The sequence below is a fragment of the Aquabacterium sp. T101 genome (assembly GCF_057219775.1).
The window spans coordinates 410,123-433,276 of sequence record NZ_JBXVVZ010000002.1 but is presented as its reverse complement, the minus strand read 5'-3'; the positions used below and the strand labels follow the sequence as shown (position 1 = coordinate 433,276).

Annotated in this window: 25 protein-coding genes; 18 read left to right on the top strand and 7 right to left on the bottom strand. The window is 70.4% G+C overall.

What is annotated here, in order from left to right; genetic code table 11:
* Positions 1-5 precede the first annotated feature (5 nt).
* From AC2EAQ_RS09125 to AC2EAQ_RS09105, 5 genes are read left to right on the top strand one after another with little or no spacing between them, the layout of a single operon-like run.
* Positions 6-590, top strand: coding sequence for an HD domain-containing protein (locus tag AC2EAQ_RS09125; protein WP_484642426.1), 585 nt, complete (start codon positions 6-8; stop codon positions 588-590).
* A gap of 30 nt (positions 591-620) precedes the next feature.
* Complete coding sequence (gene phnC / locus AC2EAQ_RS09120; RefSeq protein ID WP_484642424.1) at positions 621-1,454, top strand: phosphonate ABC transporter ATP-binding protein; 834 nt, start codon at positions 621-623, stop codon at positions 1,452-1,454.
* Positions 1,451-2,323, top strand: coding sequence for a phosphate/phosphite/phosphonate ABC transporter substrate-binding protein (gene phnD, locus AC2EAQ_RS09115; protein ID WP_484642422.1), 873 nt, complete (start codon positions 1,451-1,453; stop codon positions 2,321-2,323). The genes phnC and phnD overlap by 4 nt, the downstream gene beginning before the upstream one ends.
* Complete coding sequence (gene phnE, locus AC2EAQ_RS09110; RefSeq protein ID WP_484642420.1) at positions 2,320-3,138, top strand: phosphonate ABC transporter, permease protein PhnE; 819 nt, start codon at positions 2,320-2,322, stop codon at positions 3,136-3,138. Before phnD ends, phnE begins: the two co-directional genes overlap by 4 nt.
* A complete protein-coding gene (locus AC2EAQ_RS09105; RefSeq protein WP_484642418.1) occupies positions 3,135-4,160 on the top strand; it encodes an NAD(P)-dependent oxidoreductase in 1,026 nt (341 codons plus the stop codon). The genes phnE and AC2EAQ_RS09105 overlap by 4 nt, the downstream gene beginning before the upstream one ends.
* Before the next feature lie 12 nt (positions 4,161-4,172).
* Here AC2EAQ_RS09105 and AC2EAQ_RS09100 read toward each other — a convergent pair whose 3' ends face one another.
* Together AC2EAQ_RS09100 and phnF are read right to left on the bottom strand one after the other, a co-directional pair.
* Positions 4,173-4,853: a DUF1045 domain-containing protein gene (locus tag AC2EAQ_RS09100; RefSeq protein ID WP_484642417.1), complete on the bottom strand. Its 681-nt coding sequence runs from the start codon at positions 4,851-4,853 to the stop codon at positions 4,173-4,175.
* Entirely contained in the window at positions 4,846-5,661 is an 816-nt protein-coding gene (gene phnF / locus AC2EAQ_RS09095) for a phosphonate metabolism transcriptional regulator PhnF (RefSeq protein ID WP_484642416.1), read from the bottom strand. Before phnF ends, AC2EAQ_RS09100 begins: the two co-directional genes overlap by 8 nt.
* Before the next feature lie 145 nt (positions 5,662-5,806).
* On the opposite strand from phnF, the gene phnG reads away from it, so the two are divergent.
* The 12 genes from phnG (at position 5,807) to AC2EAQ_RS09035 (ending at position 15,594) form a co-directional block, all read left to right on the top strand.
* Complete coding sequence (gene phnG, locus AC2EAQ_RS09090) at positions 5,807-6,292, top strand: phosphonate C-P lyase system protein PhnG (RefSeq protein WP_484642414.1); 486 nt, start codon at positions 5,807-5,809, stop codon at positions 6,290-6,292.
* The gene (phnH, locus tag AC2EAQ_RS09085; protein WP_484642789.1) at positions 6,292-6,924 is read left to right on the top strand and encodes a phosphonate C-P lyase system protein PhnH; all 633 of its coding nucleotides are present in this window, start codon (positions 6,292-6,294) and stop codon (positions 6,922-6,924) included. Before phnG ends, phnH begins: the two co-directional genes overlap by 1 nt.
* The gene (locus tag AC2EAQ_RS09080; protein WP_484642412.1) at positions 6,925-8,022 is read left to right on the top strand and encodes a carbon-phosphorus lyase complex subunit; all 1,098 of its coding nucleotides are present in this window, start codon (positions 6,925-6,927) and stop codon (positions 8,020-8,022) included.
* A complete protein-coding gene (locus AC2EAQ_RS09075) occupies positions 8,019-8,909 on the top strand; it encodes an alpha-D-ribose 1-methylphosphonate 5-phosphate C-P-lyase PhnJ (RefSeq protein ID WP_484642409.1) in 891 nt (296 codons plus the stop codon). The genes AC2EAQ_RS09080 and AC2EAQ_RS09075 overlap by 4 nt, the downstream gene beginning before the upstream one ends.
* A complete protein-coding gene (gene phnK, locus AC2EAQ_RS09070; protein WP_484642406.1) occupies positions 8,906-9,697 on the top strand; it encodes a phosphonate C-P lyase system protein PhnK in 792 nt (263 codons plus the stop codon). Before AC2EAQ_RS09075 ends, phnK begins: the two co-directional genes overlap by 4 nt.
* On the top strand, positions 9,694-10,440 hold the full coding sequence (gene phnL / locus AC2EAQ_RS09065; protein WP_484642404.1) for a phosphonate C-P lyase system protein PhnL: 747 nt from the start codon (positions 9,694-9,696) through the stop codon (positions 10,438-10,440). The genes phnK and phnL overlap by 4 nt, the downstream gene beginning before the upstream one ends.
* Positions 10,437-11,576: an alpha-D-ribose 1-methylphosphonate 5-triphosphate diphosphatase gene (locus AC2EAQ_RS09060; protein WP_484642402.1), complete on the top strand. Its 1,140-nt coding sequence runs from the start codon at positions 10,437-10,439 to the stop codon at positions 11,574-11,576. Before phnL ends, AC2EAQ_RS09060 begins: the two co-directional genes overlap by 4 nt.
* A 22-nt stretch (positions 11,577-11,598) precedes the next feature.
* On the top strand, positions 11,599-12,165 hold the full coding sequence (gene phnN / locus AC2EAQ_RS09055; protein ID WP_484642400.1) for a phosphonate metabolism protein/1,5-bisphosphokinase (PRPP-forming) PhnN: 567 nt from the start codon (positions 11,599-11,601) through the stop codon (positions 12,163-12,165).
* A 139-nt stretch (positions 12,166-12,304) separates the two neighbouring features.
* Positions 12,305-13,486, top strand: a complete 1,182-nt coding sequence (locus tag AC2EAQ_RS09050) for an MFS transporter (RefSeq protein ID WP_484642398.1) — start codon at positions 12,305-12,307, stop codon at positions 13,484-13,486.
* Positions 13,487-13,596: 110 nt separating this feature from the next.
* Entirely contained in the window at positions 13,597-14,361 is a 765-nt protein-coding gene (locus AC2EAQ_RS09045) for an NUDIX hydrolase (protein WP_484642396.1), read from the top strand.
* Positions 14,362-14,465: 104 nt separating this feature from the next.
* Positions 14,466-15,047 (top strand): DUF2062 domain-containing protein, encoded by a 582-nt coding sequence (locus AC2EAQ_RS09040; protein ID WP_484642394.1) that lies wholly within the window; start codon positions 14,466-14,468, stop codon positions 15,045-15,047.
* A 28-nt stretch (positions 15,048-15,075) separates the two neighbouring features.
* Positions 15,076-15,594, top strand: coding sequence for a YqhA family protein (locus AC2EAQ_RS09035; protein ID WP_484642392.1), 519 nt, complete (start codon positions 15,076-15,078; stop codon positions 15,592-15,594).
* Positions 15,595-15,630: 36 nt separating this feature from the next.
* On the opposite strand, the gene AC2EAQ_RS09030 is transcribed toward AC2EAQ_RS09035, so the two are convergent.
* Genes AC2EAQ_RS09030 through AC2EAQ_RS09015 form a run of 4 tightly spaced genes read right to left on the bottom strand, consistent with a single transcriptional unit; the run spans position 15,631 to position 19,569 of the window.
* Positions 15,631-16,524, bottom strand: coding sequence for a phytanoyl-CoA dioxygenase family protein (locus AC2EAQ_RS09030; RefSeq protein ID WP_484642390.1), 894 nt, complete (start codon positions 16,522-16,524; stop codon positions 15,631-15,633).
* Positions 16,525-16,582: 58 nt separating this feature from the next.
* Positions 16,583-18,082: a tripartite tricarboxylate transporter permease gene (locus tag AC2EAQ_RS09025; protein WP_484642383.1), complete on the bottom strand. Its 1,500-nt coding sequence runs from the start codon at positions 18,080-18,082 to the stop codon at positions 16,583-16,585.
* Positions 18,083-18,086: 4 nt separating this feature from the next.
* Positions 18,087-18,560: a tripartite tricarboxylate transporter TctB family protein gene (locus AC2EAQ_RS09020; RefSeq protein WP_484642381.1), complete on the bottom strand. Its 474-nt coding sequence runs from the start codon at positions 18,558-18,560 to the stop codon at positions 18,087-18,089.
* A 13-nt stretch (positions 18,561-18,573) separates the two neighbouring features.
* Positions 18,574-19,569, bottom strand: a complete 996-nt coding sequence (locus AC2EAQ_RS09015) for a Bug family tripartite tricarboxylate transporter substrate binding protein (protein WP_484642379.1) — start codon at positions 19,567-19,569, stop codon at positions 18,574-18,576.
* A 153-nt stretch (positions 19,570-19,722) separates the two neighbouring features.
* Between AC2EAQ_RS09015 and AC2EAQ_RS09010 the strand changes: the two genes are divergently transcribed.
* Complete coding sequence (locus AC2EAQ_RS09010; protein ID WP_484642377.1) at positions 19,723-20,718, top strand: tripartite tricarboxylate transporter substrate binding protein; 996 nt, start codon at positions 19,723-19,725, stop codon at positions 20,716-20,718.
* A gap of 25 nt (positions 20,719-20,743) precedes the next feature.
* Here AC2EAQ_RS09010 and AC2EAQ_RS09005 read toward each other — a convergent pair whose 3' ends face one another.
* The gene (locus tag AC2EAQ_RS09005; protein ID WP_484642374.1) at positions 20,744-22,948 is read right to left on the bottom strand and encodes a TonB-dependent receptor plug domain-containing protein; all 2,205 of its coding nucleotides are present in this window, start codon (positions 22,946-22,948) and stop codon (positions 20,744-20,746) included.
* Positions 22,949-23,154 lie beyond the last annotated feature (206 nt).

Genomic DNA, 23,154 nt, shown 5'->3' with positions numbered 1-23,154 from the left:
GCACCATGAGCTTCTTCGACGACTTGAACACCCTCTACACCGAGCGGGGCGCGCAGCGCTATGAGATCAATGGCCGCGCAGGTGGCGTGACCCAGCTCCAGCACGCGCTTCAGTGCGCAGCATGGGCCGTCGAGTGCGAGGCTCCCGACGCCCTGATCGCGGCTGCGCTGCTGCACGACCTCGGCCATCTGCTGCACAGCGATCGGGACGGCGAGCTCGACGCCGAGCGCGACGACGTGCATCAGTACCTGGCCCTGCCGTTCCTGCGCCCGCACCTGCCGCCCGCCGTGCTTGAGCCGATCAAGCTGCACGTGGACGCCAAGCGATACCTGTGCGGCACAGAGCCTGCCTATGCGTCCTCCCTGTCTGCCGGCTCCACGCGCAGCCTGGCCCTTCAAGGCGGCCCCTTCACCGACGATGAGGCGCAGGTCTTCATTCGCCAGCCCCATGCCGCCGAGGCCGTGCAGCTTCGGCGCTGGGACGACCTGTCCAAGGACCCGGCGCGTGTCGTGCCCGGGTTCGAGACCTATCGTGGCCTTGTCGAACGCCTGGCAGGGCCGCTGAGGCCGCCGGTCGTGGCGCCCCGTTGATGACGGCGCGCCGTCTGCCCTGGATCTGACATGGACGCCGGCATCGACACCTTCACGATCCCGCCTGCCTTGCTGCGCACCGAGTCGCTCGCCGTCACATACGCCGACGGCACGCGCGCGCTCCAGCCCATCAGCTGCAGCTTTGCGTCCGGCGACTTCGTGGTGCTGCTTGGCTCGTCCGGCGCAGGCAAGTCCACGCTGCTGCGATGCCTGAACGGCCTCGTTCGTCCCACCCGGGGCCGCGTGACGGTGGAGGGGCTGGGCGACATCGCCGATCGGCACGTGCTGCGCGCGCACCGGCGCCGGACCGGCATGGTGTTCCAGCAGCACCACCTCATCGGCCGGCGAACGGTGCTGGACAACGTCCTCCTCGGGCGGCTGGGTCACAGCAGTGCCTGGGCCACCTGCCTGCCCTGGCCAAGGGCCGAGAAGGAGCAGGCCCTGGCGGCGATCGACCGGGTCGGGCTGATCGAGCATGCGCTGCGACGGGCCGATCAGCTCTCCGGCGGACAGCAGCAGCGCGTGGGCATGGCGCGGGCCCTGGTCCAGGCACCGAAGCTGTTGCTGGCCGATGAGCCAGTGGCCAGCCTGGACCCCACCACGGCCGAGCGCCTGCTCGCGCGGATGCGCGAGATCTGCAAGACCGATGGTCTGACGGCCATCGTGAGCCTCCATCAGATCGAGTTCGCACGCCAGTTTGCAGATCGCATCGTCGGACTGTCTGCGGGCGCCGTGGTCTTCGACGGTACGCCTGCCACGCTGGGCAGCGACGCCGTGTCGCGCCTGTACGGACCACACGAGACCAGCCCGGCCGATGGCGAGCCCGCCGCACGGGCCTTCGAACTTCAAGGAGCCATTGCATGAAGCGCCGTCCCCTGATTGTCCTTCCGGTGTTGCTGGCCGGTTGCCTGTCCGTGAGCCAGCTCGCGCTGGCACAGGATCGCAACCCGGCCCGTCTGCGCGTGGCACTGCTGCCCGACGAGAACGCGACCACGCTGATCCAGAACGCGCAGCCGCTGAAGCAGTATCTCCAGGAGACCCTGAAGAAGGACATCGAGATCATCGTCACCACGGACTACTCGTCGATGATCGAGGCCATGCGGTTCGGCCGCATCGAGGTGGCCTATTTCGGGCCGTTCTCCTACGTGCTGGCCAAGAGCAAGGCTCCGAACATCGAGCCCTTCGCGGTCGGCATCGAGAAGGGCTCTCCCACGTACCACTCCATCCTCATCGCCACGGCCGACGGCCCGGTGAAGAGCGTGGCCGACATCCGGGGCAAACCCTTCGCCTTCGGCGATCAGGCATCGACCTCCAGCCACCTGGCTCCGCGTGCGCACCTGCTGAAGAAGGGGCTTGAAGGCGACAAGGACTACAAGGTCGTGCACCTGGGAACGCATGACGCCGTGGCGCGTGCCGTCCAGGCAGGCCAGGTGCCTGCGGGCGCGCTGTCGCAGGCGATCTACCGCAGCCTGATCGAACGCAAGGTGATCGACCCGGCCAAGGTGGTTCAGATCGACCTGTCGGCGGCCATCCCGAACTACCCGATCACGATGCAGGGCAACCTGGCACCGGCCCTCAAGGAAGCCATCCGCAGCGCCTTCCTCAACGCCAAGGACAAGGACGTGCTGAAGTCCTTCCGCGTGGAAGGCTTTGCAGCCACCGACGACAAGGCCTACGACGTGTTGCGCGAGACCGCTGCGGTACTCAAGCTGGACATGGCCAGGATCAAGTGACGACCGCTGCAGGTGCCCACACGGCGCGCTACGCGCCGATACTGAACGAGGCAAGATCGCGCGGCCGGCGCATGGGCGTGCTGGCGGCGGTCCTGGTCGGCGTCTGCGCTGCGGCGCTGGCGATCACCGGTTTCTTCGACGCCACCCGCTTCATCGAGGGTGGCCCGGCCATCGCCCAGTTGATGTCCGAGATGGTCCCTCCCGACTTCGCGCGCTGGCGCAGCTGGATGCGGCCGCTGCTGGACACGCTGGCGATGTCCATCGCCGGCACCGCGCTGGCCGTGGCACTGTCGTTGCCGCTGTCGCTGCTTGCGGCCCCCAACACGTCGCCCAACGCCGTGGTGCTTCGTGTCGCGCGAACGGTGCTGGCGGCCTTGCGGTCCGTGCCAGAAATCATCCTGGGCATCCTCTTCGTGGCTGCCGTGGGCTTCGGTGCGTTGCCCGGCGTGCTGGCGCTGGCCCTGCACTCGGTCGGCATGGTGGCCAAGTTCTATGCGGAGGCGATCGAGCACGTCGACCCCCGGCCCCTGGAGGCTGCGACCGCGGCGGGCGCCACGCGTGGGCAGGTCATCTTCCATGCGGTGCTGCCGCAGGTGCTGCCGCAGCTGGCGGACATCACCATCTATCGATGGGAGTACCACTTTCGGGCCTCGGCCGTACTGGGCATCGTGGGCGCCGGTGGAATCGGCTTCGAGCTGATGGCGGCATTGCGCCTGATCCAGTACGACCAGGTGGCCGCCATCCTGCTCACCATCCTGGCCTGCGTCGTGGTGGTCGACGGCATAGGCGCGCGGCTCAGACGGAGGCTCAAGTGAGCACGCCGCAGGCGGGCGTGACGCCGGAGTCACCCAGGATCGTACTGACGCACCCGGTGCACGACGTCGTGCGCCGCCGGCTCGAGACGGTGGGCCGGGTGGTGATGAATCCCGGCATCGAGCCCTGGCCCCGCGACGACTTGCTGGCCCATCTGGTCGATGCGGATGCCTGGATGGGCTTCATGACCGACCATGTCGACGCCGAGCTGCTGCGCGCGGCACCCCGGCTGGCCATCGTGGCCTGCGCGCTGAAGGGTTTCGACAGCTACGACGTGGCGGCGTGCACAGATGCCGGCGTGTGGGTCTCGATCGTGCCCGACCTGCTGACCGAGCCGACGGCCGAGCTGGCCATCGGGCTGTCCATCGGCCTGGCGCGTCATGTGCTCGCCGGCGACCGATGGATCCGAGACGGTCGCCATCGGGGCTGGAGGGCACAGTTCTATGGCGGTGGGCTTGCAGGTGCCGAGGTGGCGGTGCTGGGCCTGGGCGCCGTGGGCCAGGCCATCATCGCCCGCTTGTCGGGCTTCGGTTGCGCGCGAATCCATGGCATCGATCCGCAGCCCCGTGTTCCTGCCCTCCAGGGCCTGCCGCTGGAGGCCGCCCTGGCCCGTGCCGACCATGTCTTTGTGTCTGCGCCGCTGACGCCGGAGTCCCTGCACATGCTGGATGCCGGGGCGCTCTCGCACAGCAAGCCCGGGCAGTGCATCGTCAATGTCGGACGTGGCGGGGTGGTCGACGAGGAAGCGATCGCCGACGCACTGGAGTCGGGTCGGATCGCCGGCTATGCCGCCGATGTGTTCGCGTTCGAGGACTGGGCCTTTCCCGAACGCCCGGACGGCGTGCCCGAGCGCCTGCGCCGAAGCCCCCGCACGCTGCTGACCCCGCACCTGGGTTCGGCGGTGGCCAGTGCGCGGCTGGCCATAGAGCAGCGCGCCGCGGACAGCATCATCGACGTGCTGCAGGGCCGGGCGCCAGCCAACGCGATCAACCGCCCTCCCAGGCCCCGGCGCGCGCTCGCCTGAGCCCGCCGCTGCTCAGACGCGCAGGGTGAAGTCCTGCGCGCGCAGGAAGTCCGCGCCCGCGGCAGGCTCCACACACAGGCACAGGCGATCCAGCACCAGCGGTGACTGTTGCTGGACCGCCACCAAGGGATCGGCCACGACATCCAGCACGGCCTCGGCGTCGGACGCCGTGGCCACCATCGCCAGCGTCATGTGGAAGCGGAACCGCTCCAGCACGTGGGGGTAGCCCAGGCTTCGCAGCAGCTCCTTGCCGCGCTCGTCGAGTTGCTCGGGCCGTCGGCGCTCCCACTCGGCGGATGACATCGGCGCGCGCAGGTCGTCCAGATCCAGCACGCAGCGCTCGGCCAGCGCCTGCAATTCCGGCGGCGGCGCCTTGGGCACGAGGGCCACGTAGCCCTGGAGCCATTGCGCCTCCATCGGCCCGAGGGGCACGCTGCCGATACCGCGGGCCAGATGCCGCAGCCGCTGCACGAGGATGTCCGGGCTGCGGCCCGGTGCCAGGCGGAAAGGGGCCTTCAAGGTGGCGTGGAATCCGTAGCGGCGCGGCTGCTGCAGCAGGCCCTGCCAGGTGGCGGCGTCCCGTGCCGGCGGCCGCCAGGCCCCTTGCAGCCACCGCTGGCCGAACGCCGCCCACGGCGAGCCGGGCGCGGGCATGAAGTACACCGCGTGTCGCGGGGACGAGGTCTCAGCCACGGACATCCTCGGTGTTCACGACCAGTTGCACCCGGTCGCCGGTGAAGGTGGTCAGGCCGTACTTGACCGGCGTACCCTGGGCATCGGCATCCACCGACTCCACCAGCAGCACGGGACGCTGCATCGGCTGACACAAGGTGCGAGCGGTGGCTTCATCGGGCAGCTGGGTGGTGATGCGGCTGCTGACGCGGCTGTAGTCGTTGACGCCAAAGGCCCGCATGGCGCTGCTGACCGTCTCGCCGGCAGCCAGATGCTCCAGCAGGCCGGTGAACCGAAGCGCGGGGAAGTACATCGTTGCCGTGCCGACGGGCTGATCGCCGGCCAATTGCAGCAGTTCGGCCACGAGGACCCGCGTGCCCTTGCGCAGGCCCAGGGCCTTGGCCACGGGGGTCGTGGCGGCCTCTTCGCGACCCGCCAGCATCCGCCTCGCCGGCTGCAGCTGGTTTCGCAGCACGTTCTCGCTGTAGCGCGTGCGTCGCGCCAGGGTGTAGTCGAGCCAGTCGTGCTGCACGAACGCACCCCGACCCTGCTCGATGCGCACGAGGCCGCTGCTCTGCAGCGTCGCCAGCGCCTGGCGAAGCGTGTGGCGATTGACGTTGAACCGCTCGGCCAGCGCCATCTCGCTGGGCAGTGTGCCGGTGTTGACGTATCGGCGCTCGCGGATCTCGCGTTCCAGCGTGTCGGCGATCTGCTTCCATACCGTCACGCCGGTGCGGCGTCCCGGTGCAGTCCTGGGCGATGGGGCTTCGGTTGTCATCGGATCGACTTGTTGGTCCCGGAGAGTCGTGCCCGAACTGTGGCGACTCATCTAGACATCCGTATGACAGACACCGTCCTCGCCCCGGCCTTCCCGGCACACGGGCCCGGGCAGCCCCACGGACCCGTTCGACATGTCATGCGAACGACTTGTTGGACGCCCAACCTTCCTGCAATCCCCGCCTCCAGGCAATCCAATGGTCGCAAAAGCTGAATCCCCGCCGCCCGGACCTTCCGATGCGCACCTGCGTGACCTGCGACGTGCGTGGCTGGGGGTGCTGGCGCGTGCGGGTACCGACGAACTCGAAGCGGCGCTCAGCATGAATGCGCCCGGTGTGCGCTACGAGTTCCTGCGCCGGCCCGAGCGCGGCATGGTGATGCTGCGCGGCCGCATGGGGGGCACCGGGGAAGTGTTCAACCTCGGCGAGGCGACCGTCACCCGCTGCACGGTGCGCACCGCCGACGGGGGCGTCGGCAGCGGCCATGTGCTGGGCCGTGACCGGCGCAAGGCCGAACTGGTGGCCGTGCTTGACGCGCTGCTTCAGGAGCCCGCCTACCGGGCCACGCTGGACGAGGGCGTGGTGAAGGTGCTGCACCGCCGACAGCAGGCGGTCCGGGCCGGGCAGGCCGCAGCCTCGGGCGCGAGCAAGGTGGAGTTCTTCACGATGGTGCGGGGCGAGTGATGGGCAGCGCAAGTCTTGCCGCCCTGAACCCTGCGGACCTGCTTCGGCTGCCCCTGGGCTTTGCCGATCCGGCCGCGGATGCGCAGATGAGCTTTCGCGCCGCGCTGCAGGCGCTGTCGATGCCCGGCGTGCCGGTGTCGTGCGGCGTGTCGACGCCGGAGGTGCCCGGTCTGATGCCGGCCACGGTGGCGCTGCTGCTGGCGCTGACCGATCACGAGACACCCGTGTGGTGGGCCGCGCCCGGCCCGGCACGGTGGCTGCAGTTCCACACCGGCGCACCCACGGCCGCGGAACCCTCGCACGCGAGCTTTGCCGTCTGCCCCCGGGGCGAAGCATGGCCGGGGCTGGTGGCGTTCGACCCGGGCAACGATGTGTCGCCCGATCGATCGACCACGATCCTGGTGGAACTGGCGTCGTGGAACGGCGGCCCGGCCTCGCAGTGGTTCGGACCGGGTCTGCGCGAGCCACGCATCCTGCACCTGGACGGCCTGCCGGACGACTTCTGGAAGCAATGGGCGCACAACCAAGCCTGCTTCCCCAGCGGGGTCGATGTGATCTTCGTCTGTGGCGATCAGCTGCTGGGCCTGCCACGCACCACGGCCGTGGCCGACGCGGCCCGGGGAGTGCTCTGAATGTACGTGTCGGTCAAGGGCGGCGAAGCCGCCATCGAGAACTCCTGGCGGCTGCTGGCCCAGGCGCGGCGGGGCGACCCTTCCCTGGACGAACTGGGCACGGACGCCATCGCGCAGCAACTTCGCCTTGCGGTGCACCGCGTGATGACCGAGGGCTCGCTCTACGACGCCGAACTCGCGGCCCTGGCCTTCAAGCAGGCCAGCGGCGACGTCTACGAGGCGGTGTTCCTGCTGCGCGCCTACCGCACGACGCTGCCGCGGTTCGGCTACGCGCTGCCGCTGGACACGGCTGCCATGCACATCCGCCGCCGGATCTCGGCCGCCTTCAAGGACCTGCCCGGTGGCCAGGTGCTGGGCCCCACGCCTGACTACACCCAACGCCTGCTGGACTTCTCGCTGGCCGCCGACGGCGAACCGCCCCCGGCACCGACCCCCGCCGAACCGGTGGCGGCCGACATGCCGCGCGTGCTGGAACTGTTGAACCAGGAAGGCCTGATCGAGGCCGAGCGCCCCCCGGGCCCCGGAGTGGAGCCCGGCATCGAGCCGATGGACCTGACCCGCGAGCCCCTGGCGTTTCCGGCGCCGCGCGCCGCGCGGCTGCAGTCGCTGGCGCGCGCCGACGAAGGCTGGCTCCTGGCGCTGGGGTACTCGACGCAGCGAGGCTACGCCAACAACCACCCGTTTGCCGGCGAGATCCGCATGGGTGAGGTGGCGGTGGAGATCGTGCCCGAAGAACTGGGCTTTGCCGTCGACATCGGTGACGTCTGCGTCACGGAGTGCCAGATGATCAACCAGTTCAGCGGCAGTCGCGAGACGCCGCCGCAGTTCACGCAGGGCTACGGACTGGCCTTCGGCGAGTGCGAGCGCAAGGCCATGTCCATGGCGCTGGTGGATCGGGCGCTGAGGGCCGGCGAGCTGGGCGAAGCGCGCGTGGCGCCGGCGCAGGACGAGGAGTTCGTGCTGTCGCACGGCGACAGCCTGGAGTCGTCGGGCTTCGTGCAGCACCTGAAGCTGCCGCACTACGTGGACTTCCAGTCCGAGCTGGAACTGGTGCGGCGCCTGCGCCAGGCCCGCCGCGCCGTGGAAGGTCACGCATGAACGCCCCGGACATGATCGACGACGAGTACAACTTCGCGTTCCTGGACGAGCAGACCAAACGCCACATCCGACGGGCCCTGCTCAAGGCCGTGGCCGTGCCCGGCTTCCAGGTGCCGTTCGGCAGCCGCGAGATGCCCCTGCCCTACGGCTGGGGCACCGGCGGCATCCAGGTGACGGCAGCGGTCATCGGCCGCGGTGATGTCCTCAAGGTCATCGACCAGGGGGCGGACGGTACTGTCAATGCCGTCAACATCCGCCGCTTCTTCGAACGCATGACCGGCGTGCGGACCACCACGGCCACCGTCGAGGCCAGCCTGGTGCAGACGCGCCATCGCATCCCCGAGACGCCGCTGCGCGAGGGACAGATCCTGGTCTTCCAGGTGCCCATGCCCGAGCCGCTGTTCCGCCTGGAGCCGCGACGGGCGCAGACCGCGAAGCTGCACGCGTTGGCCGAGTACGGACTCATGAGCGTGCGGCTGTACGAGGACATCGCCCATCTGGGCGCGATCGCCCGCACCTACGACTACCCGGTCCGCGTGAACGGTCGCTACGTGATGTCGCCGTCGCCCATCCCGAAGTTCGACAACCCCAAGATGCACATGAACGCCGCGCTGCAGCTGTTCGGGGCGGGGCGCGAGAAGCGGCTGTACGCCGTCCCGCCCTACACCCCGGTGGAGAGTCTGGCCTTCGAGGACCATCCCTTCGAGGTGCAGCGCTGGGAACAGGCCTGCGCGCTGTGCGGGGCCACCGACAGCTTCCTGGACGAGGTCATCGTCGACGATGCGGGGCGCCGTCGATTCGTCTGCTCCGACAGCGACCATTGCGGCCAGCGTCAGACGGCGGGGCATCGCGGTGAGGGATTCGGCTCCGCAGGAGCGCAGGCATGAGCGACAGCCGCCTGCTCAGCGTGCGGGGCGTGGGCAAGTGCTATGGCACGCGCTGGGCCTGCCGCGACGTGAGCTTCGATCTCTGGCCCGGCGAGGTGCTGGCCATCGTGGGCGAGTCGGGTTCCGGCAAGACCACGCTGCTGAACCTGCTGTCGCTTCGCGCACCGCTGGACGAAGGGCAGGTGCACTACGCCCTGCGCGCCGACGGCACCGACCGCGGCGGCCTGCAGGACCTCGCCGTGCTGTCCGAGGCCCGCCAGCGCCTGCTGGCGCGCACCGACTGGGGCTTCGTGGAGCAGAACCCGCGCGACGGCCTTCGCATGGGGGTGTCCGCGGGAGCCAACGTGGCCGAGCGTCTGATGGTGCTGGGACAGGAGCACTACGGCCGGCTCCGCGGCCAGGCGCTGGACTGGATGATGCGGGTGGAGCTCGACGCAGGACGCGTGGACGACCGGCCCACGCAGTTCTCGGGCGGCATGCAGCAGCGGCTGCAGATCGCGCGCAACCTGGTCACGCAGCCGCGGCTGGTGTTCATGGACGAACCGACCTCGGGGCTCGACGTCTCCGTGCAGGCGCGACTGCTGGATCTGCTGCGGTCTCTGGTCGACGACCTGGGACTGGCGTGCATCGTCGTCACACACGACCTGGCCGTGGCCAGGCTGCTGGCGCACCGAATGATGGTGATGAAGGACGGTGCGGTGGTCGAGGCGGGCCTGACCGATCGCGTGCTGGACGATCCCCAGCACCCCTACACGCAACTGCTGGTCTCCTCGGTTCTGATGCCATGAGCTTTGCCCACCCCCATGCTGTCGAGGGTCTGCGTCTGCAGGTGCGCGACCTGTCGAAGACCTTCGTCCTTCACAACCAGGGCGGCGCCCGCCTGCCGGTGTTCTCGGGGGTGAACCTCGACGTGTCGGCAGGCGAGTGCGTGGTGCTGGCAGGACCCTCGGGCTGCGGCAAGAGCACGCTGTTGCGCTGCCTCTACGGCAACTACGCCCCCAGCGCCGGCAGCATCCGGGTACGGCATGCAGACGGCTGGCTGGGCCTGCAGGAGGCCGCGTCGCGCGAAGTGACGGAGCTGCGGCGGCGCAGCCTGGGGCATGTGTCGCAGTTCCTGCGCGTGATCCCGCGCGTGCCTGCGATCGAGCTCGTGGCCGAACCCCTGCGCCGACTTGGCGTGGAAGCCCGCGAGGCCCGCAACCGCGCCCAGTCGATGCTGAGCCGGCTGAACCTGCCCGAGCGGCTGTGGACGCTGCCGCCCGCCACCTTCTCGGGCGGTGAGCAGCAGCGAGTCAACGTGGCCCGCGGATTCATCGCGCCGCGCAGTCTGCTGCTGCTGGACGAGCCCACCGCATCGCTGGACCCCGTGAACCGCGGCGTCGTCATGGAGCTCATCCGGGAGGCCCGCCTGCGCGGCGTGGCGATGGTCGGCATCTTCCATGACGCCGAAGTGCGCGAAGCCGTGGCCACGCGCTCCTTCGACATGACCGCATTCGCCACCGTGCCCACCCTCGAAAGCCACGCCGCATGAACGAGACCGTACTGCGCAACGCGCGGGTCGTCACCTCCGACGACTGCTTCCTCGGCCACGTGCTGATGCGCGATGGTGTGATCGCCGACGTGGCCCGCGGTGACACCGCGCTCACGGGCGCGCTGGACATCGAAGGCGACTACCTGCTTCCCGGCCTGGTGGAACTGCACACCGACAACCTGGAGAAGCACATGCTTCCCCGGCCGGGCGTGCTCTGGGACCCGTACTCCGCGACCGTCGTGCACGACGCCCAGTGCGCCGCAGCCGGCATCACCACGGTGCTGGATGCGGTCATGGTGGGCAGCCGCGACCTGGGCGGCGTGCGCCGCCGGATGCAGGACACCGCCATCGAGACACTGCATCGATGCCGCGACGATGGCGTGCTGCGGGTCGAGCATCTGCTCCATCTGCGCTGCGAGGTCGCGACCGCCGACGTGCTCGACCTCTTCGCCCAGCACGTCGATCGCCAGGACCTGCGGCTGATCTCGGTGATGGACCACACCGCCGGCCAGCGCCAGTGGCGCGACCTGGCCAAGTACCGGCACTACATGGAGCGAAACGGCCGCTACACCGAAGAGTCGTTCAGCCAGATGCTGGAGGAACAGCAGCGCGAGCACCTGGCCTACGCCGCCGGACACCGCAAGGAGGTGATCGCGGGCGCACGCAAGCGCGGCATCCCGGTGGCCAGCCACGACGACACGGAGATCGAGCACGTCGTCGAGGCGCACGGCGAAGGCATCACCATCTCGGAGTTCCCGACCACCACGCACGCCGCCCGCGCGGCGCGCGAGGCCGGCATGGCCATCATCATGGGCGGGCCGAACCTGGTGCGAGGTGGTTCGCACTCCGGCAACGTCGCCGCGGCCGACCTGGCCGAGCTGGGGCTGCTGGACATCATCTCGTCGGACTATGTGCCGGCGAGCCTGTTGATGTCGGTGTTCGCGCTGCACAACCAGCTGGGGTGGGAGCTTCCGCGCGCCGTCGCCACGGTCAGCCGCACGCCGGCGCGCGCCATCGGGCTGGAGGACCGCGGAGAGATCGCGCCCGGGCTGCGTGCCGACCTCGCGCGGGTGCGCTGGCGCGGAGGGCACGCCAGCGTGATGGAGGCCTGGATGATGGGCCGGCGGGTGTCATGAAGCCGAGCCTGCGGCGATTCCCGTGCAAGCCCGCCTGATCTACCTGGTCGGCCCGTCCGGCAGCGGCAAGGACAGCCTGCTCGCCTATGCGCGCCAGCAGCTGGCGGGCGAACCCGGCGTGGTGTTCGCCCACCGGTACATCACGCGGCCCGCCGGCGCCGGCGGCGAGAACCACGTGGCGCTGACACGGGAGGAGTTCGACGCGCGTCGTGCGGCCAGGCTCTTCGCATTGGACTGGGAAAGCCACGGGCTGTGCTACGCCGTCGGGATCGAGCTGAATGCGTGGCTGGCCAAGGACTCGACCGTGGTCGTGAACGGTTCGCGCGGGTACCTGGTGCATGCGCGGGCGCGCTACCCCGAGTTGCTGCCCGTGGCCGTTTCGGTGAACGACAGGACATTGAAGGAGCGTCTTCTGGCCCGGGGACGCGAGGATGCCGCAGACATCGCGAAGCGCCTGCACCGGGCACGCATGACGCCAGCGAGCGATGGCCTGTGCGAGACCATCGACAACAACGGTCCCCTGGCGCGGGGAGGCGAGGCGCTCGTCGCATTGATCCGCAGGCACATGGTTCATGCCGAGCGTGTGTGAGTCGGCGCCCGGCTCGACACCCGTCGGTCGTTGACGGGTTCGCGGGCAGGATGCGAAGGATCGCGAATCAATCACTCCGGCGGGCCCGGGTGCCGATGACCGTGGTGCGACGGGGGTCCCGCACGTCAGACCGCCACCCATGACCGGCGGCCGCAGCGGCCTGGTGGTGGCACTGGGCACGGCACAGACACTCGGCTGGGCGTCCACGTACTACCTACCGGCGATCCTGGCCGAGCCCATGGCGCGCGACCTCGAAGTGGACGTGCCGACCGTCTTCGCCGCCTTCAGCGTGGCCTTGATCGTGTCGGCCTTCGTGGGCCCCCGTGCCGGCGCAGCGATCGACCGCATGGGCGGGCGACCCGTGCTGATGCTGACGAGCATCGTCTTCGCGCTCGGTCTCGCCAGCCTGGGCCTGGCCCAGGACGCCCGGGGTCTCTTCGTGGCCTGGGTCATCCTGGGCCTGGGGATGGGCAGCGGGCTCTACGAGGCGGCCTTCGCCGCGGTGGTGCGCCTGTATGGCCGGGAAGGGCGCGCTTGCATCACCGGCATCACCCTGATCGCAGGCTTCGCCAGCACGGTGGGCTGGCCGCTGTCGGCGCTGCTGGAGGCCCACTACGGCTGGCGCGCCACCTGCTTCGCGTGGGCCGCGATGCACCTCGTGCTCGGTCTGCCCCTCAACGGGCTGCTGCCCCGGGCCGCGGCGTCGACCCCGGAGGGGGCCGATGCGCCGGCGCAGGCGCCTGCGGCGGCCCCGGACGCGACGGGGACCTCGTCGCTCGCTGCAACCCTGGTGCTGTCGTTCGTCTTCGCGGCCACCTGGTTCGTCGCGACGGCCATGGCAGCGCACCTGCCGCGCCTGATGCAGGCCGCCGGCGCCACGGCGGCGACGGCCATCCTCGTGGGCAGCCTCATTGGTCCCGCCCAGGTGGCGGCACGCTTGCTGGAGTTCAGTCTGCTGCAGCGGGTTCACCCCTTGTTCTCGGCCCGCCTCGCGGCCGTCGGGCATCCGCTCGGTGCCGTACTGCTGCTCGTCCTGGGGCCGGTTGCGGCTCCGCTGTTCGGCGTGCTCCATGGCGCCGGCAACGGCATCCTGACCATCGCCAAAGGCACGTTGCCGCTCGTGATCTTCGGCCCGCAAGGATTCGGCCACCGGCAGGGCCTGCTGATGGTGCCGGCCCGCTTCGCGCAGGCGCTCGCCCCCTGGGTCTTCGGGCTGGCCCTGGACGCCTGGGGGCATTGGGCCCTTGCCGGCTCGGCGGTCCTGGGGGCCTTGGCGCTCGTCGCGCTTGTGCTGCTGCGTGGAAAGGACGTGCCTGCCTGAATGCGCCACCGGGACCGGATAACGGGCATGGCGTCCCTCGCGTTCGCAGTTTGCATGGCTCAATTTACCTGAGTGGTATAGTGCAACTCAAGTAGCGCATGTCCAGTGCCATGAAGCAACGCCCCGCAGCCCGCAACGCACTGGCGTTCGAGCGCCCGCTGGTCAGCGTCGACGTGGTGGCCTTCGCCGTGCAGGACGGAGAGCTGCGCGTGCTTCTGGTGCGCCGGCCCACGGCCGAAGGAGAGCCGTACCCGGGGCGCATGGCGCTGCCCGGCGGCTTCGTCGACGTCGCGCGCGACGCCGACCTGCACGCCTGCGCGGCGCGCAAGCTGGCCGACAAGACCGGCGTGGCCACGCCCTACCTCGAACAGCTGGGCAGCTGGGGCAGCGCCGGCCGCGACCCGCGCGGGTGGTCGGCCACGCACGCCTATATCGCCCTGGTGGGTGACGTGACGGGCGACGTGACGGGCGATGTGAAGGTCGGCCCGCGCGAGGCGGGCACCGCGGCCGGCGGCGGCGCGGCGGACTCGTCGTGGGTGCAGGCCGACGAGGCGGCGCGCAAGCGCCTCGCGTTCGACCATGCCGACATCCTCGCCGCGGCGTTGGTGCGCCTGCGCGGCAAGGTGGAGTACACCTCGCTGCCGGCCTTCCTGCTCGACGAGCCGTTCACGCTGCCGCAGCTGCAGCGGGTGTACGAGATCGTGCTCGGGCGCGAACTGGACAAGAGCGCCTTCCGCCGCCGCATGCTCGACGCCGGATTCCTGGCCGAGGCCGGCCCGATCAGCGGCGACTCGGGGCGCGCGGCGATGGGCTACCGCATCCTCGACCGCGAGCGGGCGACGGTGTTCCCGCGCACGTTCCGGTCGGGCGAGTGACCGGCTGCGGGTGACGACGCAACGGTCTGCGCGGGGTGCAGCCCCGGCGTTTCCAGGGGCCATCGGGAATTCACCGAGAATCCCGGGCTACTCCGCCCGGACTCATGCCCGAATTCAAGAAGCGCCTCCGCCGCAGGCTCCCGACCGCCGAGACGCTCGAAGGGACCCGCGGCTTCGCGTGGATGAGCCACTACCTGCGCGAGCACCCGCGGCTGTGGGTGCTCCATCGCCGCGGCGTGGCGCTGGGCGTGGCGCTGGGCATCGGCATCGGCGTGTTTCCGGTGCCGCTGCAGATGCCGGCGGCCATGCTGGCGGCCGTGGCGCTGCGCGCCAACGTGGCCGCCGCCGCCGCGGCCACCTGGCTGACCAACCCGTTCACGATGGCGCCGATCTGGGCGCTGTCGGCGTGGCTGGGCTCGTTCGTCGTGCCCCGGGCCGCGCCGGGCATCGCGTCCCCCGCGCCGGTGGCCTGGAGCTGGACCGATCCGCTGTCATGGCCCGGCGCGCTGTGGGAGCAGGTCACCTCGTGGGGGCCGGCCTTGCTGGCGGGCTTCCCGCTGGCCGGCCTCGTGCTGGGCGTGACCGCCTACGCGGTGGTCTACTGGGGCTGGGCCGTGCTGGTCCGGCGCGAACGTCGGCGGCGCGAGCTGCGCCGGCGCCTGGGCGACGACCGCCCGCGCGGCTGAGCTGCGCCACACCCTTCGAAGGAACCTGATGGAAAAGATCCTCTCCAGCGTCGGCTCGCTGCTCTACGGCATGCGCTTCACGATGCTGTTCTTCTACGTCGGCCTGGTGGCCATCATCATCGGCATCCTGGGAAAGTTCGCGCTCGAGACCTGGAAGCTGATGCAGACGCTGATGTTCGGCAACCTCGAGAAGATCGAGCTCATCATCAAGGTGCTCGAGCTGGTGGACATGACGATGGTGGCTCAGCTGGTGTGGGTGGTGGCGCTAGCGGGCGTGTCGCTGTTCGTGACCACCGGGCACTTCGACAGCAAGGACATGAAGAAGCCCGACTGGCTCGACCACGTCAACACCTACAACCTCAAGCTCAAGCTGGCGTTCGCGATCATCTCGATCTCGGGCGTCCACGCGCTGAAGACCTACCTCAGCGGCGAGCTCAGCCTCGAGAACATCCAGATCGTCACGATGGTGGCGGTGATCCACTTCACCTTCGTGCTGTCGGCCATCGGCATCTCGTTCGCGGAGCGCCTCACGCGAGAGAAGGCCTGAACGCAAGCGCCCGGGCTCCCGGGCGCCTCGCCCGGCCTACATCCGGAACGCGCTCTTCGCCCCGGCGCTTTCCTGCGTCTTGAAGATGCTGCCGGTCACCGGCGCGGGCGGCAGCGGCATGCGCACCGGCACGGGCTCCACGCGCGGCTGCAGGCACGGCCGGCCGGTGATCATGCGGTCGTTGAGGTCGTCCCAGAACCGGCGCTGGCCGAGCGCGTGGAAGTACGAGCCCGAGCCGAGCAGCGGCCAGGCGTGGGCGGCGGCGATCTCGTAGAACAGGATCTTGCGTGCCCGGTCGCTCAGGTTGGGGGCCGACCCGTGCAGCGTGCGCACATGGTGCACCGTCATGCTGCCCGCACGGCCGGTCAGCGTCACGGCCTTCTTCAGGTCGAACAGCGGGTCGTCGGGGTCGATCGCGCCGGCGAACACGCCGTTCATGTGGTGGCTGAGCACCGGCCCCTTGTGCGAGCCCGGGATCACCATCAGCGGGCCGCTGTCCGGCGTCACGTCCTCGAGCATCAGGCCGAAGGCCAGCAGATGGTCGTTGGTGTGCGGGTAGAAGGCCCAGTCCTGATGCCATTCCACCGCGCGGCCGCCGCCCGGCGCCTTGGTGTTGAGCTTGGACGTCAGCAGGTTGGTGTCGGGCCCGAGCAGGTCGGTCAGCACCTCGGTCATGGCCGAGTGGCGCAGCACGTGCCAGAAATAGGGGTCGCGCTGATGGGGGATCTTGATCCGCGTCAGGCGCGGTGCCTGCGGGCCGTGGCCGGTGTCGAGGTCGTAGACGTCGTCGCTTTCCGTCACCTCGCGCGACGCGTCGATCAGGCGGTCGGTGATCTCGAGCAGCCGCGCCAGCTGCCCGGGCGACACCGCGTCCTCGACCAGCAGGTAGCCGTGGGTGTCGTAGAAGTCCTTCTGCGCCTGTGTCAGCACCGTGCGTCCCTCCCGTGCCGCTGAGGTGTCCCGGAAACCGCCCCGGCCGCCGGCGGCGTCAGCGCGCCGCCGGCCGCGACACCAGCGCGTCGCGCGTGCCGCGCAGCAGCATCCAGCCCCACACCAGGACCGTCAGCGCCCCCAGCGTGCCGGCGATCGGGCGCGTGAAGAAGGCCAGGAAGTCGCCGTCGGCCTTGATCATCGAGGCCATGAAGTTCTGCTCCAGCATCTCGCCCAGCACCAGGCCCAGCACCAGCGGCGCGACCGGGATGCCGTTTTCCTCCATCAGCCAGCCCACCACGCCGAAGATCAGCATCAGCACGATGCCGTAGGGGCTGTTGGTGATGGCGAACGAGCCGACGATGCAGAACAGCAGGATCACCGGCAGCAGCAGCTTGCGCGGCGCGCGCAGCAGCTTGCCCGCGGCCTTCATCGCGGCCCAGCCCAGCGGCAGCATCAGCAGGTTGGCCAGCACGAAGATGATGAACACCGCGTAGATGAACTGCGGGTTCTGCAGGAACACCGTGGGCCCGGGGTTCATGCCCTTCATGTAGAGCACGCCGATGACGATGGCGGTGATGCTGTCGCCGGGAATGCCGAACACCAGCGCCGGCACCCAGGCGCCGGCCAGCGCGGAGTTGTTGGCCGAGGTGGACTCGACCACGCCTTCGACGTGGCCGGTGCCGAACTTCTCAGGCTCCTTGGAGAAGCGCTTGGCCATCGCATACGACACCCAGGCCGCGATGTCGGCGCCCGCGCCGGGCAGCGCGCCGATGGCGGTGCCCACCGCCGAGCCGCGAATGAAGTTGCGCCAGTACTTGCGCGCCACGCCGCCGATGCCGCGGAACAGGGCCCCCACCTTGTCCTGCACCAGGACGCCGGCGCTGTCGTTGGCGGTGGCATTGCGCAGCAGCTCGCTGATCGCGAAGGCGCCGATCATGGTCGGGATGAAGCTCACGCCGGCCATCAGGTCCACGCTGCCGAAGGTGTAGCGCGGATGGCCGGCCACGGGGTCGATGCCCACGCAGCCGATGGCGAGGCCGATCAGCATCGACAGCAGGGCCATCATGCGGTGGCCGGTGGAGATCATGGTCGCGCAGCTCAGGCCCAGGCAGGCGAGCCAGAAGTACTCGAACGACGAGAAGTTGATCGCCGCCTCGGCCAGCATCGGCGCCGCGACGACGAGGAACAGCACGCCCACCAGGCCGCCGGCCACCGAGAACACGAGGTTGGCACCGAGGTTGAGCTCGAGCTGGCCCTTGCGCGCCATCGCGTAGCTCTCGTCCACGTAGGCCGCCGATGCGGGCGTGCCCGGCATGCGCAGCATGGCCCCGGGGATGTCGCCGGCGAAGATGGCCATCGCCGTGGCGGTGACGATCGCGCCCAGCGCGGGCACCGGCGGCATGAAGAAGGTGATGGGCACCAGCAGCGCGGTGGCCATGGTGGCGGTCAGCCCCGGGATGGCGCCCACGAAGATGCCGAACACGGCCGACAGGCCGATGACCATCAGCACGAAAGGGTCGAAGACCAGGCCGAAGGCGGTGCCGAGTGCGTCCATCGGGTCAGCCGCCGAACAGCACTTGCATGAACAGGCCGCGCGGCAGCGGCACGCGCATCACCGACCCGAAGAACCAGTTCACCACGAGCGACGCCACGACGCCGGCGACCACGGCCACCCACGCGCGCGTGCCGAACCACCACGCCAGCCCACCCACCAGCAGCGCCGCCACCGGCAGGAAGCCCAGGCGCGGCGCGGCCAGCAGGTAGAACACGATGGCGCTCAGCGTGGCCAGGAACGAGGCCAGGCGCCGCGGCTCGCGCAGGGCCGGGTCCGGCGTGACCCAGGCCACCCCGGCGCGCCAGCCGCGCACCACCAGCATCAGCCCGCACAGGGCGATGCCCACCGCGATCACGCGGGGGAACAGCTCCGGGCCGTACTTCTGCCCCGGAAAGGCGGGAAAGGTGTACGTGTAGCCGAACAGGGCCGTTGCCAGGGCGATGAACAACAGCCCCAGCAACGCGGGGTGCAGGCGCATCGGCGGCGCCGGCTCAGGTCTTCTTGAGGCCGGCCGCGGCCATGGCGGTGCCCATGGCCTTGTCGCCGTCGTCCATGAACTTCGCGAAGCCCGCCGGGTCGGCCCAGGTGGTGCCGAAGCCGCGGTTGCGCATGAAGTCCTGGAACTCGGCCGAGTCGTACGCCTTCTTCAGCTCGGCCGTGAGCTTGGCGGCCACGTCCGCCGGCAGCCCCTTGGGCGCAGCGATGCCGCGCCACGCGCCCACCGAGTAGTTGATGCCCAGCGCCTCGTTGAGCGTGGGCACGTCCTTGAAGGCCGGGTTGCGCTGCGGTGCCATCACCGCCAGGCTGACGGCCTTGCCGGCGTCGATCATCGCCTTGGCCTCGGGCACCGAGCAGGTGACGATGTCGATGCCGCCGGCGGCCAGGTCCTGCATGGCCGGCGCGGCGCCGTTGGACGGCACCCAGGCCACGTGGTTGGCCGGCAGGCCCATCGCCTGCAGCCAGCCGATCAGCGCCAGGTGCCAGATGCCGCCCTGGCCCGTGCCGGAGGCCTTGAACCTGCCGGCGGGCGCGGCCTTGATCGCGTCGGCCAGCGCCTTGACGTTCTTGTACGGCGAGGCCGCGTTGACCTGCACGCCGGGCGGGTCGACGTTCATCAGGGCCAGCGGCGTGTAGCTGGTGGGCTTGAGATCGGTCAGGCCCTGGTGATGCATCATGGTGATTTCCACCGTGACCATGCCCAGCGTGTAGCCGTCGGGTGGCGCGGTGGCGATGGCGGAGTGGCCGACGACGCCCGAGCCGCCGGTGCGGTTGACCACGTTGAACGGCTGGCCGAGGTTCTTCTCGAGGATCGCCGCGACGATGCGCGCGGTGGCGTCGGTGCCGCCACCCGCCCCCCAGGGGCACACCACCGTGACGGGGCGGTTCGGGTAGGCGCCCTGGGCACGCGCGGCCGCGGGCAGCAGGGACGTCAGGCCGGCGGCAGCGATGCCGCCGAGCACGGTACGGCGGTCGGTCTTGCGATTCATCGGGCGTGTCTCCTTGGTGACTTCTTGGAAGGGGCACCGACCTTTTAGCGGCCCGCTGCGGATCGTGCAATGGTGAATACGACCGAACCGGCGCTGACGCGGCCGCGCGGCCGCGGCGGCACACTCGGGGCATCCATCGACGCGAGGCCCACGATGACCACCCTGCAACGCCGCCTCCTGCTCGCCCTGGCCGCCGCCGCACTGCCGGGCCTGGCCGCCGCCCAGGCCGCGTGGCCGAACAAGCCGGTGCGCATCGTCGTGCCGTTCGCCGCCGCCGGCACCACGGACATCCTGGCGCGGGCGCTCGCGCCCGAGCTGCAGCGCGCGTTCGGCCAGCCCTTCGTCGTCGACAACCGGGGCGGCGCGGGCGGCAACCTCGGCGCCGCCGAGGTGGCCAAGGCGCCGGCCGACGGCTACACGCTGGTGATGGGCACGGTGGGCACGCATGCGATCAACCCGTCGCTGTACCCGAAGATGCCCTATGACCACGTGAAGGACTTCGTGCCCGTGGTGCTGGTGGCCGGCGTGCCCAACGTGCTGGTGCTCAACCCCGCCTTCGCGCAGAAGCACGGCATCCAGACCGTGGCCGACTTCACCCGCGCGGCCAGGGCCAACCCGGGCCGCTTCAACATGGCCAGTTCGGGCAACGGCACGTCGATCCACCTCGCCGGCGAGCTGTTCAAGACCCTGACCGGCAGCTTCATGGTCCACTTCCCCTACCGCGGCTCGGGCCCGGCGCTGCTGGACCTGATGGGCGGGAGCATGGACCTGATGTTCGACAACCTGCCCAGCGCGATGCCGCACATCCGCTCGGGCAAGCTCAAGGCGCTGGCGGTCACCAGCGCGCAGCGCTCGGCCGCGCTGCCCGAGCTGCCGACCATCGCCGAGGCCGGCGGTGCCGCGCTCAAGGGCTACGAGGCCACGTCGTGGTTCGGGCTGCTGGCGCCCGCGGGCACGCCGAAGGACGTGGTCGACCGGCTGCAGCAGGAGACCGCCAAGGCGCTGTCGTCGCCGGCGCTGAAGGAGCGGCTGCTGTCGCAGGGCGCGATCCCGAGCGGCATCGGCAGCACCGAGTTCGCGGCCTACATCGACGCCGAGACCCGCAAGTGGGCCGGCGTCGTGAAGGCCTCGGGCGCCAAGGTGGACTGAGCCGCGCCGAGGCGTCGCCCGGCGCCTACAGCCGGATGTCCATCGACAGGTTGACCTGCGGCCCGGTCTTGCGCTCGACGCGCGAGAAGTCGCCGTTGGTCAGCAGCGTGGTGGTGCTGCCGTTGGGCGGGCCGAAGGGCTGCGCCCCCTCGGCCACCGCCACGCGCAGCGACAGGCCGGGCCGGAACACCCACAGCCCGTACAGGTCGACCGTGTGCGTGCGCGAGCGGCGCGAGGTCTGGTCGAGCGTGAGCTGGGTGTCGTAGGGCGGGTTCAGGCTCAGGCTGCCGCCCACGGTGAGCGGCAGGCCCGTGATGCGCCGGTCGAAGCCGAAGGTCGCGCTCCACGGCTGCTGGCCGTCGAGCCGGTTGTCGGGACCGGGCAGCGCGTCCACCTTCGACCGGTACAGGTTCAGCGACGCGCGCAGGTTCAGCGGGCTGGCCTTGTCCACCAGCGCCGGCAGCAGCTCGGCGGCGCGGCCCTTGGCCTCGAGCTCGATGCCGCTGGTGGTGGCCGACGAGAAGTTCTGCGGCTGCGACACCCAGCGCGGCACCGTGGCCCAGGGCACGGTCTGCAGCGTCGTGACGTTGCGGATCAGGTCGGTGATGCGGCGATGGAACAGGCCCACGCTCCACATCGCGCCACCCGGCAGGTACTTCTCGAAGGCGATGTCCAGCCCGGTGGCCAGCTCGGGCGCCAGTGCCGGATTGCCGACGCGGTCGGGTGCCAGCTCGGTGTTGGGCGCGTTGGTGTCGGTGTACAGGCCCGACACCGAGGGCCGCGCCAGCAGGGTGCCGATGCCCGGGGCCCGGTAGCTGCGCGTGAGGCTGGCCCGCACCATGTCGCGTCCCTTGGCGTCGAATTTGTAGGTCAGGTGCAGCAGCGGCGACAACACGCTGCTGGTGTTGCTCACGGTGGCGGTGCTGTCGCGGCTGTCGGTGCGGATGCGCTCGTGGCGCAGGCCCAGGTAGGCCTGCCACTGCGGCGAGATCTCCCACTCGTCCTGCGCGAAGAACGCCTGGCGCCGCACGCGCGCGTCGAAGGGCTGGCCTTCGAACGACGGCAGCACGGGCTGCCCCTGCTCGGTGACGGTGCGCCGCTCGGTGCGGTCGCGCGACTCCAGGTCCCAGCCGGCGGTCAGGCCGTGCGCCTCGCCCAGCAGCAGGCTGTACTTGCCGCTCAGCGTGATGCCGTCGTCGTCGCCGCCGCCGACGGACTGCTGGAACACCGCGCCCTGGCGCAGGTTGCGCGAGTCGAAGTTCCAGCGCGACTGCGACAGGCCGCTGCGCACCTCCAGGCTCTGGTCCGGGTGGAAGCGGTTGACCCAGTTCAGGTTGGCCCGGCGGTTCTGCCAGGTGCCGTTCTGGGCCTGGTCGTCGTCGAGCACCGGGTTGCCGGCGATCACGCGCGTGTCGTACTCGGTGCGGTTGTTCCAGTAGCCCTTCTGGAAGAAGGTCGACAGCGACAGCGTCTGCGCGTCGTCGATCTTCCAGTTCAGGCGCGGCGCGAGGTTGTAGCCCCAGCCCCAGACGAGCTGGTCGCCTTCCTGCTCGGCCTGCGCGGGGGCTCCGTCGGTGCCGGGCATGCGGCGCTCGATGGTGTTGCGGTTCTCGCGCCGCCATTCGAACAGCGACACCGGCAGCGACCCGGAAAGCCCGCCGCGCGACTCGCCCAGCGTCAGGTTCACGTTGCCCATCGGCCGCTCGGTGCCGTCGGACACGCCGACGCGCAGGTCGCGCTGCGAGCGCCGCGGCGCTTCCTTCAGGATGATGTTGATCGTGCCGGCGATGGCCTGAGCGCTCTGGTCGGCCGTGGGCGCGCGCAGCACCTCGATGCGCTCGATCTGGGACGGACTGAGCTGGTCGAGCGCGAAGCCCTGCGGCATCGGGTCGCCGTTGATCAGGATCTGCGTGTAGCCCGCACCCAGCCCGCGCATGCGCGGGCCGCCCGCGCCGACGTTCACGCCGGGCAGCCGCCGCATCACGTCCAGCGCATTGGTATCGCCGAACTGGTCGAGCTCCTCGCGGCCGTAGATCTGTTTGGCGATGCGCGAGGTGCGCCGCAGCTCGGTGGTGCTCAGCCGACCGCTGATCTCGATGCGCTGCGCGCTGCCGGGCTGCGGCGACGGTGTGTCGCCGGCGCCGGGGCCGGCGACGTCCTGGGCCTGGACGGGCCAGGCCAGCAACACGGGCAGGCCGGCCAGCAGCCAGGGCAGGCTGCGGGGGCGCATCGCGAGGGCGGGCAGGGGTCGGGCAGGGCGATGGGGTCGCAAGGAGGGCACTCCTGGGGTGTTTGGGGGCGTGGCGCCGGCTCGAAACCGGTGCGGCGCGATGCTGCCGCATCGTCGCACGGCGCCAGCACCGCGATGCGACCGATCGACAGGTCGTGCGCCGGACGGCGGATCCCGGGGGTGGAACCGCGTGATCAAATCAGGGC

Coding starts and splice junctions, on each gene's coding strand:
- AC2EAQ_RS09125 (WP_484642426.1), top strand. CDS start 6: ATGAGCTTCTTCGACGACTTGAACACCCTCTACACCGAGCGGGGCGCG.
- phnC (WP_484642424.1), top strand. CDS start 621: ATGGACGCCGGCATCGACACCTTCACGATCCCGCCTGCCTTGCTGCGC.
- phnD (WP_484642422.1), top strand. CDS start 1,451: ATGAAGCGCCGTCCCCTGATTGTCCTTCCGGTGTTGCTGGCCGGTTGC.
- phnF (WP_484642416.1), bottom strand. CDS start 5,661: ATGAGTCGCCACAGTTCGGGCACGACTCTCCGGGACCAACAAGTCGAT.
- phnG (WP_484642414.1), top strand. CDS start 5,807: ATGGTCGCAAAAGCTGAATCCCCGCCGCCCGGACCTTCCGATGCGCAC.
- phnH (WP_484642789.1), top strand. CDS start 6,292: ATGGGCAGCGCAAGTCTTGCCGCCCTGAACCCTGCGGACCTGCTTCGG.
- AC2EAQ_RS09080 (WP_484642412.1), top strand. CDS start 6,925: ATGTACGTGTCGGTCAAGGGCGGCGAAGCCGCCATCGAGAACTCCTGG.
- AC2EAQ_RS09075 (WP_484642409.1), top strand. CDS start 8,019: ATGAACGCCCCGGACATGATCGACGACGAGTACAACTTCGCGTTCCTG.
- phnK (WP_484642406.1), top strand. CDS start 8,906: ATGAGCGACAGCCGCCTGCTCAGCGTGCGGGGCGTGGGCAAGTGCTAT.
- phnL (WP_484642404.1), top strand. CDS start 9,694: ATGAGCTTTGCCCACCCCCATGCTGTCGAGGGTCTGCGTCTGCAGGTG.
- AC2EAQ_RS09060 (WP_484642402.1), top strand. CDS start 10,437: ATGAACGAGACCGTACTGCGCAACGCGCGGGTCGTCACCTCCGACGAC.
- AC2EAQ_RS09050 (WP_484642398.1), top strand. CDS start 12,305: ATGACCGGCGGCCGCAGCGGCCTGGTGGTGGCACTGGGCACGGCACAG.
- AC2EAQ_RS09045 (WP_484642396.1), top strand. CDS start 13,597: ATGAAGCAACGCCCCGCAGCCCGCAACGCACTGGCGTTCGAGCGCCCG.
- AC2EAQ_RS09040 (WP_484642394.1), top strand. CDS start 14,466: ATGCCCGAATTCAAGAAGCGCCTCCGCCGCAGGCTCCCGACCGCCGAG.
- AC2EAQ_RS09035 (WP_484642392.1), top strand. CDS start 15,076: ATGGAAAAGATCCTCTCCAGCGTCGGCTCGCTGCTCTACGGCATGCGC.
- AC2EAQ_RS09025 (WP_484642383.1), bottom strand. CDS start 18,082: ATGGACGCACTCGGCACCGCCTTCGGCCTGGTCTTCGACCCTTTCGTG.
- AC2EAQ_RS09020 (WP_484642381.1), bottom strand. CDS start 18,560: ATGCGCCTGCACCCCGCGTTGCTGGGGCTGTTGTTCATCGCCCTGGCA.
- AC2EAQ_RS09015 (WP_484642379.1), bottom strand. CDS start 19,569: ATGAATCGCAAGACCGACCGCCGTACCGTGCTCGGCGGCATCGCTGCC.
- AC2EAQ_RS09010 (WP_484642377.1), top strand. CDS start 19,723: ATGACCACCCTGCAACGCCGCCTCCTGCTCGCCCTGGCCGCCGCCGCA.
- AC2EAQ_RS09005 (WP_484642374.1), bottom strand. CDS start 22,948: ATGCGCCCCCGCAGCCTGCCCTGGCTGCTGGCCGGCCTGCCCGTGTTG.